We start from the raw sequence: 16,034 nt of genomic DNA, 5'->3' as shown, positions 1-16,034 counted from the left end.
AGGCTACACATTAGTGATCTCTGAATCTTGGCTTATGTTGGTGCAAGGCCCAAAGTGCGCTTCCAATAATGCCGGCATCGTCAGTAAGTTCTGCACTTTTGATAGCAAAATGATTGCGATAATCCTGGAGCAATCGATGATTTAATTCATCTTTCATCGGTTCAATAATACATTCGCCAGCCAAGGCGCCCCCTCCACCAATAACAATCACGTCGGGCGAGAGCATAGGTACGACCCACGCGAGTGCACGCCCGAGTTCACGTCCCGTCTGTTCAAGCACATCACGTGATAGATCGTCTCCGGCCAGACACGCACGCGTAACATCGCTGGATTGGATGTCTTCCACATCAGCGAACCACGCACGAAGTACACTTTCTTCCCCTTGTACTATTCGCGTCTGTACTTGTTGTGCAATTCCTCTAGCAGATACTGTCGTTTCAAGACAGCCCTTTCTTCCACAGCGACAAGTAAAATTCACATGATCGATGGGTACATGCCCGATCTCCCCTGCCATGAAGCGGTGTCCACGGTGTATCTCTCCGCGTTGTACAAATGCGGCCGCTAAACCTGTACCAATTGTGATTCCATATACGTAATCGTGACCACGGCCAGCACCTGCAACCGCTTCTCCGTATATATACATGCGGACATCATTATCTATAAAAACTGGCTTCCCTATTAGATCCGTAAGCTTAGCCGCCACAGGAACCTGACTCCAGTTCAGATTCACTGCCCGAAGGCTAATACCGGCTATAGGATCAACAAGTCCCGGTATTCCCAGACCCACGACTTCCATATCCTCAGCAGCAACTCCTAGTTCTTCTCGAAGCTGTTCGAGCGTTAAAGCGATGCGTTCTAGAATAGTGTCTGCGCCTTGTTCAGGGTTTGTTGGGTATTTCTTTTTAATCAGAACATTGCCAAGTTCATCTAATAATCCACACTCTATATTGGTACCACCCACATCAACACCAGCTGTATACTTCATCAGAAGATCCTCCCTTCCCCTAGTGAAATGAATCTGATTTTATAATTCATTTACGATCATAATAATCTCAATAATTGATTTATTCAATCTTTTTTTGCTTATTTTAATAATAAAAAGTATAATTAGATCATTAATATGTATTAATTGATTAAATTACTCATATTGTGATTATAAATTTCTTTTTATGATTGAAATTACAATCTGGTTGATTTACACTCACAGTAGGTAACACCATTTAGGAGGTATGATCGATGAACTTAACTTATAGCGAAATTAAGCAACAATATAACGCACTGCAACAAACCTACAACTACATGTTATCTAAAAGACAAGAAATTGTTACCTTGGCAAAATCAGAGTCCATCCGTTCCATTACCTTTATTGGCTGCGGATCCAGCTACTGTCTAAGTGAATCCGCTGCCTTTTCTTGTCGCCTGCGTTCAGGACTCCCCGCACACGCATTAGCCGCTGGCGATCTCATGCTCAACCCTGAACGTTACAGCTCTATATTAGAAGACACTCTGCTGATAGCACCTTCGCGTTCCGGCAGCACAAGTGAAGTCGTTGAGGCAGTTCGATCGCTACAAGATCATGGACCTATTGCTGTAATGGCCCTTTCCTGTGTGTCAGATTCTCCACTTTCAACAATGGCAAATGTATCGTTAGAGTTACCTTGGGCATTTGACCATAGTGTCTGCCAGACACGTACTGTAACCAATCTATATGTAGCCAATCTGATGTTGACTGCTTTCCTCGGCAATGATGAAGTCGTTATCGCTGACATCCAAAAAGCGATAGACCAAGGCGAATCTTACATGCAGCGTGTAGAAAGTGATATCCGTAATGTAGCTGATTTTGCATGGACGAATGCCGTTGTGCTTGCTGATGGCGAGCTTTATGGTCTCGCTTCCGAAGGTGCCCTTGCTTTGACAGAGATTGCGAAAGTACAAGCCCATTCCTACCACTTGCTGGACGTGCGGCATGGTCCAATGGTAACGGTGGGATCTGACACGCTTGTGATTGCAGCAATCACCGGCAATGGCTCAGAACATCAGCGTAACCTGATCCGTGATATCAAAGGTAGAGGGGCGACGATTATCGCATTCGCTGATCATGCGGATGCCGTAGCAACAGAATACGTCGATCTTGCTGTCATCTCAGACCAGAGTTTAGATGTTGCCGTGCAAGGTATTCCATTTATTTTCATTCCACAAATCGTCGCTTTGACGAGTGCTGACCGTCAGGGCATTAATCCCGACCAGCCCGATGGGTTGGTTGCTTGGGTCAAATTGTAGATCCACACGAATACAAAGAACCTTCAGGAGATCTCCTGAAGGTTCTTTTGTGAGGGTATATATAGCGGGATATATATAGCCAATTATTCTATCAAAATAGGTTCTTAAATCTCATACCACTTGATCTCATTTGCTTCCAGCTTAAGCGAGAAGCTAGAGCCATCCCCACGATACACCTTGGTTTCTTGTGGCTCATAAGTATTATTCACGACACAGTATTTTCCGTTTTTAACATAGGCATGAACTTCAACGTTATAGTTCTCACTGAACCAGCGGTTCAGCTCCTGATCGCTGTGGCCACTCCATAGGATTGCTCGGTAAAGCAGACGACTGTTCTCGAAGCTATAAGGCAAACCACTTATATACACGCCGCGTCCACTGCCAAATTCATTGGTAGCGAGTTGGACTTCTTTGTCGATTTGACGGAGGATGGTGGTACCTTCCAGTGCAAAGATATTTTTCTTGCCCTCACCAAAATCGATTTCCTTACTTCCATCACTACTGGTTCTGCAATCTGCAGTAATGAAATGATCATGCTCATCCCAATTATACTTATCATACCCTAAGGTAAAGCCTCGTTCTTCCTCTACGCCGAGGATATTAGCCAACTGGAAGTACTGACCATTAGCTTGATGCGCCGTTGGCTCACCAACACCGATAAATCCACCGCCTTCATGAACAAACCTCTTCACTGCGGTAACGATATCTGTATCTAACCACCATTCCCCACCTGAATAAGCTGTATCAGCATCACCAATGTTCAATATCACATCAATTCCAGCTAAAATAGAGGCATCTTGTTTGATGTCGTCGAAGCTGATGAATTTCACATCAAAAGGTGCGCCCGATAGGGCTTCAATAATTCCAGCATAACTATAGTTCTGCTTATAGTAGAGTGCATGGTGGACCATATGGGTACCCCAAGCCCGCATTTTGCCCCAACAATTAAGCACCGCTACGGTTTTGACACAATAAGGTGTTGTTCCCTGCACGTTGTCGTAGAGCGTTCGGAACTCATCCGTTACACTTTCTACATAGTCGATAAACTCTGGAAAGTCCAGTGCAAGCTTAAGATAACCACCATAGCCAATCCGGTCGATGGGTTTGCGGAGGATCGCACGGCGTGCAGTAACCCAGTTCACTTTGGCTTCACTTACAGGATCGCCTTCTGTATGGAACGTATCTGGGAAAAAGTAAGGTAAAAAACGACCTTCAGTATACTTAACTCCTGGAATGTCACTGATAAGTCTTAATGTTGAACCATTACCCACACTGCCAACTACGGCATCAAGACCGATAGAAGCGAATTCCTCCATGAAAGGCTCTGTACCGATCCAATGATCGCCTAAGAACATCATAGCCTCCTTACCATATTCATGGGTAATATCAACCATTTCCTTGGCAAGCTTGGCAACTTCACGGCGCTGGAAAGCTTGGAAATCACGAAACTCTTTAGTAGGTATCCGGTAATTGTTGTTATAGTAGCCTTGATCAATTATAAATTCTGGTCTGAACTTGTAGCCTACCTCTTCCTCGAACTGTTCAAGAATATACGGGCTGACTGATGCTGAATAGCCGTACCAATCCACGTATTTTTCGCGAGCAAGCTCATCAAAAACCAAGGTAAACTGGTGGAAGAAGGTTGTATAGCGAATGACATGGACATAAGGATGATCTTCGATAAATTTACGGATACGCTCCATTGTAAATTCACGAGTCTTCGGCTGACGAACATCAAATGTAATCTGATGCTCCACGTCTTTCCATTCATTAATGACGGCATTATACATATGAACGGGATCCCACATAATATAAGCCAAGAAGCTAACGGTATAATCATGGAATGCGGTAGTTGTGATCGTTACTTCACAAGTCTGATCATTATATTTCCATTGATCGACTGGAACGACCTCTCCGGTCGTACGATCGATGACTTCCCACCAGCGCTTAATATCATCGCGACAGTTCACTTTGAGCATGTCCGGATAAAGCCCTTTCATAAGGCAGATAGATAGGCTTGTACTTTCAGCCGTATAGATCTGTGTCATCAGATACATTTGTTGAATCTCTTCAGGATTCGCATTTGCCCATACGTTGTCCTTACGCGTTGTATAATAAGTCGAATAGACCTTAGCATCGATATCCTGCAGCTCCGTAGGGAAATCTGTTCCGTCGCAGTCACGCACTGCGTCCGCCCCCCAGCGTTTCATGACCTCTAGAGTCTGGGGAATAACGTCTATATCTGTAGGTATCGTCACACGTCCTCTTGTTCTACTCATGAGTATAACTCCTTTATTTAAATTTACGATTATATAGCCACAGCAGGCTGATTAGCATAGCGAGTCCCAGCAGCATAATCCCGAGCCCAGGTGCACCAATGTGCCTTTGTCCGACAATAACCAAGCCGATACCGACGATGAATACGATCAAGACTAGCAGGCTACGCAAATTTTCCTTTATCGAATCATTCATAAGATCACCTTAACCTTTCAGCCCACCCATAGTCATACCTTGGGTAAGTTTCTTTTGGACTAGAATATATAGAATAAGGGTTGGAAGCATCACTAATACTAGACCCGCGTACATCTGACCGTATTCAACAGCAGATTTTTGTGCTGCCATCAGGTTCATCAAGCCTACCGGTAACGTTTTAAGTTCTGGTTTGGTTAGCATCGTCATCGAAACGATATATTCGTTCCAGAAAGATAAGAAGTTAAATAGAATGACGGTTACGATACTAGGTTTGGCCATAGGCATAATGATCTGAACCATAGTTCGGAAATAGCCTGCTCCATCCACGGAAGCAGCTTCCTCATATTCTTTGGGAAGGGACTTGAAATATCCCGACATGAGGTAGATGGTAAAAGGTAGCGCCATAGCAGCATAAATAATCGCTAATACGAACAAATTATTCAGTAAAATGGGATGTCCAAAAATGCTACGTAACGCCTTATCTCCGTTGTTAAGCATAAGAAAGATAGGAACAACGATATAGTTGATATTAATGAACAATCCCGCCATGAACATCAAGTTCAAGATCCCGTTCCCTCTAAATTTGAACCGCGAAAGTACATAGGCTGCGGGTAATGCCACAATTAATAGAATCAAAAGTGCAATTGCCGTCACGATAACAGAGTTAAGCATGTATGTGCCCATTTTTGCTTCTAACCATGCTTCCGCATAGTTCTGTAGATAGATTCCTTCTGGAAGCTTCCATGGGTTACCATAGAATTCACTATCTTGTTTGATGGAGGCAACAAATGCCCATAGTACAGGGACTATGATGATTACGGCCAAAGCGATCAGAACAATGTAAATGAAGCCTCTGTAGAACTTATCGCTATTTAATGTGAGCTTTTTATTCTTCATCTTGTTCCCTCCTTAATATTCCAAATGATCTCGTCTAGTGACTGCATTCAAGATGGCAGCGAGCGCAAATGAAAACAGGAATACAACAACACCGATAGCCATTCCGTACCCATACGAGGAATTGGTATAAGCTTCTTTATACATATAGCTCAGGAAAACCTCCGTGGCACCGTCCGGACCGCCGCTCGTCATGGCCATAACAAACAGGAAGCTCATATTAATAGTGCTGATAATGAAAAAAGTGAGGGTCGTGCGTATATTCGTCCAGATCAACGGGATCGTGATAGACAAGAACTGAGTCATTCGCCCTGCACCCTCTAGCTCAGCAGATTCATACAAACTCTCGGGAATGTTGGCCATACTAGCCATATACATAACCATGTAATAGCCGATAGCCTGCCAAATCATGGCGCCGCCAAGGCTGAAGATAACGATTTTTTGATCTCCGAGCCAAAGTATAGACTCTGCCCCTACTCCACGAAACAAATTTAATATTGAGTTCAACAGTCCGCTTTTGGGATCAAAAATCGCTGAGAAAATGGCACTGATTACAACGACCGACAAAATGTTCGGGATATAGAAAATAATGCGGAGTAGATTTTGCCCTTTTAATTTTTCACGTGAGAGCATCGATGCAAATATAAGAGCAAGCGCAAAGGTCACGATCGTGACGATAACGATGAGTAGCACACTGTTTTGGAATGTCTGATAAAATTTGTCGCTTTGAAAAAGCTTACTAAAATTTTGTAGCCCTACAAAGGTTTTGTTGTCTGTATAGCCTCCCCACCTGTAAAGTGACATCCGAAATACATCGATGGTGGGAAAAATTAAGAAAATGGAAAATAAGAGAACGGCAGGTGCTAGACAGAAGAATATGAAACGTCCTCTTCCTTTGTTAGTTTCCAATGAAAATCTCTCCTTTCTAAGGGAAGAATCATGGTGGGCAGCTTGCGCTGACCACCATTGATTCCTAGACTATGTTGGGATTCCGTATCATTATGGGAAGCCCCTTAGAAAACTATCTATTTATTTCTTTAATGCTCCACGCAGAGCATCGCTTGCTTTACTAATAGCTGCAATCCACTCTTGCTGAGTCTTCGCACCTGTTACTAATGAATCGATCGAGCCGAACACCGTATCGGAAATGTTTACGCCTTCGACAGGGTCAGTCGTGGCAAATGCGCCCATAGATGCTTTTGCACCATTATCGTAGACACTATAGAATAGCTTATTGTCACCATCGAGCTTGCTAGACATGCCTTTAATAGGTTGAACTGCACCGACTTTTGCAAAAATAGCAGCTGCTTCATCGGAATAAAGATAAGCGATAAACTGTTTTGCTAAATCCGCATTTTCAGCTTTGGCAGGAACCCAAATTTGTTCAAAGAAAGTATAAGAGTAGCGGTCTCCGCCTTCTTTTACTGCCGGTAGAGCCGTGAAGCCCCATTTGAAGTCTTTTGCACGAGGAGCTTTACTCATCTCGCCAACTACCCAAGTACCATTAGGCATAAAGAGTGCTTTATTATCTAAGATGAGCTGTTGGTTTTTAGTGAAATTATCTTTGTTAGCATTGGCGGGAACCGTTTTTTCTGTGTATTTAGCCAATTTACCAATGAGATCAGCTACTTGCGTAGCTTCTGAAGTTTGCCAAACGCCTTCTCCATAATGCGTCACTTTGTTGAAGAAATCGGCGCCTCCCACTTCATTAAGTAGTGCATAGAAGAAGGAGTCAAAATAACCTGATGTTGGATAGCTGAATAGTGCGATACCCTCAGCTTTAGCCTTATCACCTAATGCCCACATTTCATCCCAAGTTGTAGGAACTTTCCATCCCTTTTTTTCAAACAAATCTGCATTGTAGAACAGACCGGTAGGACTGTAGAACATTGGCATAAGGTACGTTTTTCCGTCGTTATATGGATTCGTAATTGTAGTCTCGTTAAAGCCTGGAATCAGCTTATCCTTCACCGTAACACCCTCACCAGGAACCTTCATGGAGAGCACGTCTGTTAGATCGGTTAAATTTTTATCTTTTACAAAAGTTTCGGTCAAGCCTTTCGGCTGCCCCGTTGCTAAATGGATGACATCAGGGAAATCACCCGATTTCATGCCAGGTCCAATGACATCTTCAATATTTTTATCAATGGTGGTCTCGACCTTTACCCCAGGGTTGGCTTTTTCAAATGCAGCTGTAATCTGCTTCCATACATCCGCGCCATAGGCAGTTTCCAAAGCGGCTAACTTAAGAGTACGGTTTTTCGTTGTTGAATCCGTATTCGAATTTGCTTTCGATGAATCGGTTCCACTGTCAGAAGAGCTCGAGCAAGCTGCCAAGCTAAACGTCAGTGCTGCTGTAATTGCAAGGCTAAGAATCTTTTTCATGGTACATACCCCTTTATTTTTAGTCTGTTTAATCGCAAACGCTTACATTCTTTTTACTCTTCTACCATATTTCATATGGGTATCTTGCATCAACATACATATTGCCGTTGATTTTATATATCTTGCTATTATAATAATTCCTATAACGATACGACGAAAAGGACGGATGGCAGATGGGAAATGTACGCTATTGGCTTCCTGGTAAAAGAGATGGAGAGATTCCGGCCAGATTAATTTATGTCAGTTCCTCCATTTATGAAGGAGATTGGTTCAGCATGCGCCATTCTCATAATTTCTCAGAATTGTTTTATGTCCGTAGCGGACGGGGGAATTTTATAGTCGAGGACGAGATTTTTTCGGTACAGCAGGACGATCTTGTCATTGTGAACCCGAATGTGGAGCATACTGAAGTTTCTGTTAGTATTGATCCTCTCGAATATGTCGTGCTTGGCGTAGAGGGGATGAGCTTTGACTTTGGGGATCGAAGTGTCAATCGGAATCATGAGATCATTAATTATCGGAATCAAAGGGATGAGCTACTGTTCTATTTCAATGCTTTGCTTCGGGAAACGGAAAATAAGCATGAAAATTATGAAGCTATCTGTCAAAACTTACTTGAGGTCGTAGTCATCAGTTTAATGCGAAGCTCGGGTCATCCCTTCTCCGTTGTAGCTACTCAAAAAGCGAACAAAATATGTAGTCGGATCAAGCGATATATCGACTCAAACTATACAGAGGAGATCTCGCTCGACTCTCTTGCGGAAAAGGCACATCTTAGTAAGTATTATTTGGCACATACCTTCGCTAAATATTATGATATGTCACCCATACATTATCTAAATGAGGTCAGGATTCGCGCGAGCAAGGAACTCCTAGAAACTACGGATCTTTCTATTGCACAAATTGCTGAATCTACTGGCTTCTCCTCTCAAAGTTATTTCTCACAAAGTTTCCGACGAAGTGGGGGCTTAACGCCAAGCGAATATAGGTTCCAGACAAAAAGACGAGTTCCGTAACGGGACTTATGCGACGGGACTTATACGGGAGGCGTGAGAGGAATTCATAATCTCATATTCGTAACCTAAGAGTACAAATTGAATTAGAGCTTTCGCTATAAATGCTTGTAATCAGTCCATAAAAGCAACAAATGCGCTTAGACAATTCAAACTGTATCAGGCGGGGAGCTTTACTGTCCCCTCCCTCTTCCCAGCCTATCTAAAATTAAAATATATCCATAGCTTGTACTTAATTCTAAAAGGACTACACTGGTTCGATTCGCCCGATAGCCTTGCTCACATCATAGTCTGTTAAGTCGATATCAAGTTCCATACCTAGTGCAAGTTTAGCCATCTCTCTTCCGATAAAAGGTCCCATGGTCAAGCCAGAGGCACCGAGTCCATTGACTGCCAGAAGGTCTTCCCAGCCTGGAACTGCTCCGATAACCGGAAGAAAATCACCTGTAAATGGGCGAAATCCCACTCTTACCTCTTCAAATGTGCTGTCCGCAAGAGCTGGGGCAAAGGTATGACTTTTGCTTAACATTTCGTGCATTCCACCAGCTGTAACCCTCGTGTCATAACCTTCCATGTTATTCTCATGCGTGGCCCCCACCACAATTTTGTGCTCTTCAAAGGCGAGCAAATATTGATCGGAGGGTGGCATCACCACAGGCCAGCTACCGGTAGTGTGCTTCGTACCTGGAACCCGCAAGTGCATGATCTGCGCTTTCTGAGCCCGCACCTGAAAATCAATACCCAGCGGTGCCATCAGTTGATTCGCCCACACTCCTGCACATACGATAACCTTGTCTGCCTCGTAGCTATTAGCTCCACATATTACACGCTTGACACGCCCTGCATGAAACTCAAGTTGAGCATCTCCATATAACAGTTCCGCCCCAAGGCTTTGTGCCGCCCGAAGCAGAGCGTCACGTAGCGCCCGGCCATCGACACGGGCAGCACCGCTGATGTGCACGGAAGAGTACCCCTGCATGAGCAGTGGAAACAGCTCACGAGTGCCTTGTTCATCCAGCCGTGTAATTTCCCCGATTTCCGGCGCATCTTCTAGACGCTGGTATGCCCGCTCTTCCATCTTACTGAGCTTTTCCTGCTCCGTATGTATATTAAGGGCACCTACTTTGGCATAACCGGTCTCCGTTTCCCCTTTACTTTCAAGATCTTTAATGAGTTCTGGGTAATAACGTGCACCGGCTTTAGCAAGCCTATACCATGCCTGATTGCGCCTTTGCGACAGCCATGGACAAATAATGCCAGCCGCAGCGTCCGTAGCTTGTCCTTGATCCTGACGGTCTATAATGAGTACGTTGGCTCCAAACTTAGCTAGATGATAGGCCGTGGATGCCCCAGCAATTCCAGCACCAATAACAATGACCTTCATGATGAATTCATTCCTTCCTGTACTTGATACCTGCACTTGCTTTTCCGGAGTCCCTTCAATCCTATACTTGCTCCTACACTTGCTTTTCCGAAGCTCCTTTAATGTTATTATAACTGTATCCACTGAACTAAAGAAAACTCACAACTAGCAATGCAAACACAATGTTCATCTGAGCTGTTAGATTATGAATTCTCATCGTCCTGAACTGGCTTAACATTAACAAAACAGGTACAATCGTGTTTACGGATAACACCACAATACTAACGTTATAAAGCGGGGATGAAATTTATGAAAGCAATAAAGTATATCATTTTATTCATTCTAAGTGTGTTCTTATTAGCAGGTTGCGGACTATCCACCGTAGAAACACCGTCCTCCCAGAAGCTTACTTCAGTAGAGAAACCGTCCCCAAAGAATCTCACTACTTTTGAGGCGGTCTCCAGTTACATTCAGGAGCATCACCAGTTACCGGACAATTTTATCACCAAAAAAGACGCCAGGAATCTGGGCTGGGACCCCCAATCAGGGAACTTGCATAAAGTTGCACCAGGGAAAAGCATTGGGGGAGATGTATTCCAGAATCGTGAAGGAAAATTACCACGTAAAAAAGGTAGAGTATGGTACGAGGCCGATATTAACTATACCAAGGGGTCACGGGGTAAGGATCGGATCGTGTTCTCCAGCGATGGATTAATCTATAAGACAGAAGATCATTATGCATCGTATCAACAAATCAAGTGAATTTGTGTCAGGAGGATACCGAATGCGCAGTCTCATTTTAGATGGTAAAAACATAGATACTCGCGAAGCGTTGCATACAGCTCTACGAGAAGCACTGGATTTGCCGAGCTACTATGGCAATAACCTAGATGCTCTATGGGATGCTTTAACTGGGTGGGTGGAGATGCCCTTAACCATCCGCTGGATACATTTTTACGCAAGTGAGAAAAAATTGGGGAACTATAGCCAGCTAGTGCTTCAACTTTTTAAAGAGGCCGAAGATGAGATCCCGGGGTTTCAGTTAAAAATGAATTAAGGGCCGACCGTTCTTCCCATTAGGGTAGGGCGGTTTTTTTATAACATTTACGGACGTTGCTATATGTTGTAAACGTTTTTATTTTGACTAGTCGAAGACCGAGAGTTAAGATGATTTTACATAAGACTCTTACATAATTGACGATTCAAAAAAATACATAGTGATTTCTAGGTGATGAATATGGGTCAAGCCGACAAGAACATGTTGCTTCAGATTGCAAATGATGATCATGGTACGATGATGACACTTCAACCGCAGGCTTGGCATTATTTCATCATGTCTCGAATTAAAGACCGTGTGCAGGACTGGTGCTCTGTCTCGGCACACAATCCAAGCTTACGTACCCCAAGCCGCATTGACTCTGAAGACGAGCGCTTGATTCTTCAGTTGCCCGCCTTGTCTACAAAATGGGCTTTGCTACCTGAATTAATGAACGAAGAAGTCCAAGAACAGGACAAAGTCATTTTATTCGCCTCTTTTTGTCGTGCTTTAGGCACCCTACACCTTCAGCAATTTGTATATGGTTTTTTTGCAGCGGAGTCCATCTATGTTCACCGAGATACAATGCAAGTATGCCTTGATGTACAGCCTTTTGACACTACATATCCATTCGTAAATCACCAGCTTGAGGATTACCCCTTCGAGCATTTACCTTGGCATTCTCGATTCGCCATAATGCCGCGACTGGCGGACATCGAAACTGTTGGAATCGTACTAGATTTTCTATTTAGAGACGGTTTACCGAGCAGGCTGCGCCGAATTCGCCAAAGATTACATAGACACCCCGAGTCCATATTGTTCCTAGACCATATTGCAGATGAGATCTGTTCAATATATGGGATTCCTGTCCCTACCTCTCCACCCTATGAACCGTCTCCGTCTTCTTTTTGGCTTCATCCAGCAGATTCTCCGTTTACACTAGGAAGCTTGCGATCCATCCAAACTTTTCTGAGGGATGGGGATGAGCTAACCTTTGCCATCATCGAACAAGATTCTCAGCTCCGCACACGTCTTCTGCACCAGCAAACTTATGCGGTATTGAATTTGCATGTGTTCATTACTATTAACTGCACCCCGATGCCGCTCTCTACATGGAGACAAGGTATGCAGCAGATCATGGATAGCTTTCATCACCTCTATCCAGAGGCTCGGGGAAGATTTAGATCCATCTATAATCGTCTTCACTACTTGCTTAACCACTTTTACTCTGGTGAAGATATCTTAGAGGATTTTGCGGATTGGTTATTCGATTTGACGAGAGTCATTTTTGAGTATCTTTCCGATGAGCATTTATATTTCGTACTTGAGGACTGCCATCAGCTTGATAGCAGCACCTTAGAAGTATTTAATCATTTCCGCCAAAAGTATGGTTCACGTCTTTCAAAACTGCATTTTATAATCAGTGGAGAAAGCTTTCCTAAAGGCTTAAAGGCAGAATCGGTCCGACAGGTCAGCCTCATGCCTGCAACTAGGAGATATTATATTAGAACCATCAGAGGCCTATTAGGCGAAGCCGATGAAGAAATTATTACATTAGCCGCAGAAGACATGTTGAAACTTCACATCCATCCCTCTCAAGCGAGTACTATGCTAAATCAGTGGCTCGCATCAGGGAAACTGAGCCTAACTTCTAAAGGATGGCATTGGCAGAATTCATGCTCAGAAACCCAGACGCTTCATCCAGATAAGTGGGTGGAACTACAGGTTCGACAATTACTAGAAGATGATCTCTATCAACTTGCTGTTCTTTCATCTCTACCAACATGGATTAATATTCGCTCGCTGGCTGTAGCGAATAACCTATCGCTCCCTTCGCTAATTCCCAGCCTACTCCGACTAGTCGATGCAGGCTTAATCGAAATCATCTCATGGAATTGTCTACTTGTCCTAGGTAGTGCAAGACGAGCTCTTGAAGGGATCATACCAGAGGATATGAGAATTCATAGCCAACAAGAAGCTTATACATTGTTTCGCAATTGGAAGCCCAAAGCCTCTTCCATCTTGTTAAACATGGCGCAATCCACTCGTAATCGTAGTGCAGAATACTATTATCTAATTCGATACTACCGGGAAAATCGCTCTGTACTCATGCTTGAACAGGCACATTCTCTACTGGCTGACATTCTTGAATTACATCACGCGCTGAAGCGTCCGGCTTCAGAAGTTTGGCTAAGAAAACAGATAACTACCAACCAACAACTCGGAGATTGGGCTGCCGCAGAGCATTGCGCCAAGGTAGTATACGATAGGACTGGCAACGATAGCGACCAGTTTCGCCTGTTACAGATTCAGCTCATCCAAAATAAATTAGACTTACCTGCGCTAAAACCGGGACTTTTTGAATATATGCTCGATTCTACTAAAAGTATCCCTGATCGCGCTCATGCTTTCTACGTCCTAATCTGGTATTGGGCGATGGTGAATTTATCAAAAGATGAACGACGAATTTTGCATGAAACGTATGTGAAGCAGCTCTATCCGAACCGCAACCAGTTGAAACGTGAAATCTATTTACTAATTTCAACCCGTTATGCCCAGTTTTTATTAGAGTTCTTCCCAGAAGAAGAGGAATGGGCGCTTTCGCTTTTAAGCAGCTTGGAGGCACTAATCGAACATACCGGATTCCATACCATGAAGCTTAGAGTATATGCAGCCTATATGTTCCACAAAAATATGAGAAATGCCCGCAACTATATTCTTAAATCCATAGAAGGCGCGCAACGTCTAGGTATAAGCAGGCTGGTGCACCTATCCCAAGCTAACGGCGCCGAAACGGCAATGTATGTGGGGGATATCCGAGCTTTTTGGTATCACCGTGAGAAGGCTGGTAGTCTGAATAGAAAAGACTGGGAGTCCCTATCTATTGAATCCATATTTCTCTATTGCTGTGAATGGAACGATCCAGAACAATTCGAACAACTCGTATCGACTCTAAATCTAGAGAGTATAACCCCAATCGCTAGAGCATATTGGGAAATTACACGCCGTTATTTGGATTTCCAGAGGGGAAGACCCATGGTGGAACCGGCTTTATCTGATGGAGATGATCAGGAACGCTACTTTATGATGGCTCTTCATGCCTCCGCGAACCATGATAATCCCTCGGAAGTAGCCCGGCTATGGAAGGCTTGCATTCAGGCAGATGGAACTAGCCCCAATGGAATCAGAATGATGACGGGATGGTCTTACCGGGAACTTATCCGCCATCTACTGGTCTATCAGCCAGATGAGGCTTCCTTTTGGCTCATTCAATTTAAAAATTATATCTCAAATTATGGATTCTATCTCTTCTGGCCTGATTACAATTATTACAGCGCTCAGATGGCCTTTCTAGTGGATCAGAGTGAAGACGGACTTTCTCTACTTGATCGTGCAATTAAAGGTTACCGACTGCAAGGCAAAAAAGACATCTCAGATCGTTTGGAACACGAGTTCCAATCGTTAATTGTGCCCGCCTACTTCAACCATGCGGATCCGCTCCTACAAGAGCCGAAAGTGCAGTTCCTTTTGAGGGACAGAGAAGCGTATATCCGTAAATCCATGCGACTTCTACTCAATCTTCGTCTTAGCGAACAATTACCAGAGACACCGGATATCAACAAAACTATGGAAAAGCTCATTCAGCTATTATTTGAATATTTTCCGGTTGAAGCCATTGTGATCGACTATCAATTACGGGTCAAGCAAGTTAAACAAGCTTACACTACTAGTGGAGTTCTACATCAACGAATCCACGAGCACTATGTATCAGCTCACGAATATGAAGGTTTTTATGCCGACCTTTATAGCAAGTCTCCGTGGCGAATTGGAATCCAAATGCACTTGCATCATATGGAGCCATGGGACAAAGAGCAGTTGGAATCTGTTCTAAATATGGTCAGGCCCCATATCTCGGCATCTGTGCTTATTCTTGAAATGGGAATTGATGATTTAACAAGCCTGTATTTACGTAATTTTTTCTTGGAGCGACTGCGGCAGGAATTTGAGCTGTCCAAAAGGTTCCAGCTTGATCTATCGGTTCTTATGATCGACTTGGATAATTTCAGACTCATCAATGAATACGGCCATCAAGAGGGGGACCGCGTACTCATGGAAGTAGCCGATGTCATCCGTCATATGATAGGCCCCTATGCTGTTCCAGGTCGCTATGGGGGCGAAGAATTTATTGTGATTTTACCAAAAACCGGCGGATCTCTGGCTATGCGTATCGCTGAGCAGCTCCGACGAAGAATTGAGCAGTTATCCGAAGAACGTCCTTATGTGGTCTCCGCCAGTATTGGCGTATCCTCACTTTCTTGGTCCGATGCCGCTACACCAGATGAGCTGATTCGGTTAGCCGATGAAGCAGAGATCCACGCCAAAAAAATGGGCAAAAATCAAGTTGTGGCTGCAAGACTATAGTGGAATTAGGATTGTGAAGGGATTAATATATTTGTTCCTTTGGGACAAATTTTCCTTAACATCACAAAAAAGCGACCTTTTAAGGTCGCTTTTGTTGTACATACGAATTTAAGCAAGGGGTATCGACTTCCTGTCCAAAGGCTCTAGAAGATGGTAAACATGGATTTGC

12 protein-coding genes are annotated in these 16,034 nt (G+C 43.8%); 5 read left to right on the top strand and 7 right to left on the bottom strand.

Annotated features, from left to right (window positions below):
- Positions 1-10: 10 nt before the first annotated feature.
- The gene (locus tag J2Z69_RS12240) at positions 11-985 is read right to left on the bottom strand and encodes an ROK family protein (RefSeq protein WP_209862872.1); all 975 of its coding nucleotides are present in this window, start codon (positions 983-985) and stop codon (positions 11-13) included.
- A 314-nt stretch (positions 986-1,299) separates the two neighbouring features.
- On the opposite strand from J2Z69_RS12240, the gene J2Z69_RS12235 reads away from it, so the two are divergent.
- Complete coding sequence (locus J2Z69_RS12235) at positions 1,300-2,280, top strand: SIS domain-containing protein (protein WP_209862869.1); 981 nt, start codon at positions 1,300-1,302, stop codon at positions 2,278-2,280.
- A 104-nt stretch (positions 2,281-2,384) separates the two neighbouring features.
- On the opposite strand, the gene gnpA is transcribed toward J2Z69_RS12235, so the two are convergent.
- From gnpA to J2Z69_RS12210, 5 genes are all read right to left on the bottom strand, one after another.
- The gene (gnpA, locus tag J2Z69_RS12230; RefSeq protein WP_209862866.1) at positions 2,385-4,559 is read right to left on the bottom strand and encodes a 1,3-beta-galactosyl-N-acetylhexosamine phosphorylase; all 2,175 of its coding nucleotides are present in this window, start codon (positions 4,557-4,559) and stop codon (positions 2,385-2,387) included.
- A 13-nt stretch (positions 4,560-4,572) separates the two neighbouring features.
- Complete coding sequence (locus tag J2Z69_RS12225) at positions 4,573-4,752, bottom strand: DUF6903 family protein (RefSeq protein ID WP_209862863.1); 180 nt, start codon at positions 4,750-4,752, stop codon at positions 4,573-4,575.
- A gap of 9 nt (positions 4,753-4,761) precedes the next feature.
- Entirely contained in the window at positions 4,762-5,649 is an 888-nt protein-coding gene (locus tag J2Z69_RS12220; RefSeq protein WP_209862860.1) for a carbohydrate ABC transporter permease, read from the bottom strand.
- Between the two features lie 12 nt (positions 5,650-5,661).
- A complete protein-coding gene (locus J2Z69_RS12215) occupies positions 5,662-6,555 on the bottom strand; it encodes a carbohydrate ABC transporter permease (RefSeq protein WP_245339269.1) in 894 nt (297 codons plus the stop codon).
- A 120-nt stretch (positions 6,556-6,675) separates the two neighbouring features.
- Positions 6,676-8,031: a carbohydrate ABC transporter substrate-binding protein gene (locus J2Z69_RS12210; protein WP_209862857.1), complete on the bottom strand. Its 1,356-nt coding sequence runs from the start codon at positions 8,029-8,031 to the stop codon at positions 6,676-6,678.
- Between the two features lie 173 nt (positions 8,032-8,204).
- Between J2Z69_RS12210 and J2Z69_RS12205 the strand changes: the two genes are divergently transcribed.
- The gene (locus J2Z69_RS12205; protein WP_209862853.1) at positions 8,205-9,047 is read left to right on the top strand and encodes an AraC family transcriptional regulator; all 843 of its coding nucleotides are present in this window, start codon (positions 8,205-8,207) and stop codon (positions 9,045-9,047) included.
- A gap of 244 nt (positions 9,048-9,291) precedes the next feature.
- Here the strand turns inward: J2Z69_RS12205 and J2Z69_RS12200 are convergent, their stop codons facing one another.
- Positions 9,292-10,428, bottom strand: a complete 1,137-nt coding sequence (locus J2Z69_RS12200) for an NAD(P)/FAD-dependent oxidoreductase (protein ID WP_245339268.1) — start codon at positions 10,426-10,428, stop codon at positions 9,292-9,294.
- Between the two features lie 288 nt (positions 10,429-10,716).
- Between J2Z69_RS12200 and J2Z69_RS12195 the strand changes: the two genes are divergently transcribed.
- The 3 genes from J2Z69_RS12195 (at position 10,717) to J2Z69_RS12185 (ending at position 15,865) form a co-directional block, all read left to right on the top strand.
- Complete coding sequence (locus tag J2Z69_RS12195) at positions 10,717-11,169, top strand: ribonuclease domain-containing protein (RefSeq protein ID WP_209862850.1); 453 nt, start codon at positions 10,717-10,719, stop codon at positions 11,167-11,169.
- A 22-nt stretch (positions 11,170-11,191) separates the two neighbouring features.
- Positions 11,192-11,464 (top strand): barstar family protein, encoded by a 273-nt coding sequence (locus J2Z69_RS12190; protein WP_209862847.1) that lies wholly within the window; start codon positions 11,192-11,194, stop codon positions 11,462-11,464.
- A 180-nt stretch (positions 11,465-11,644) separates the two neighbouring features.
- The gene (locus tag J2Z69_RS12185; protein ID WP_209862844.1) at positions 11,645-15,865 is read left to right on the top strand and encodes a GGDEF domain-containing protein; all 4,221 of its coding nucleotides are present in this window, start codon (positions 11,645-11,647) and stop codon (positions 15,863-15,865) included.
- The last annotated feature ends 169 nt before the right edge of the window (positions 15,866-16,034 follow it).

This window comes from Paenibacillus shirakamiensis (genome assembly GCF_017874255.1).
GTDB classification, from domain to species: domain Bacteria; phylum Bacillota; class Bacilli; order Paenibacillales; family Paenibacillaceae; genus Fontibacillus; species Fontibacillus shirakamiensis.
Note: the sequence above shows the minus strand (reverse complement) of the source record. Positions and strands in the feature narration are given on the sequence as shown.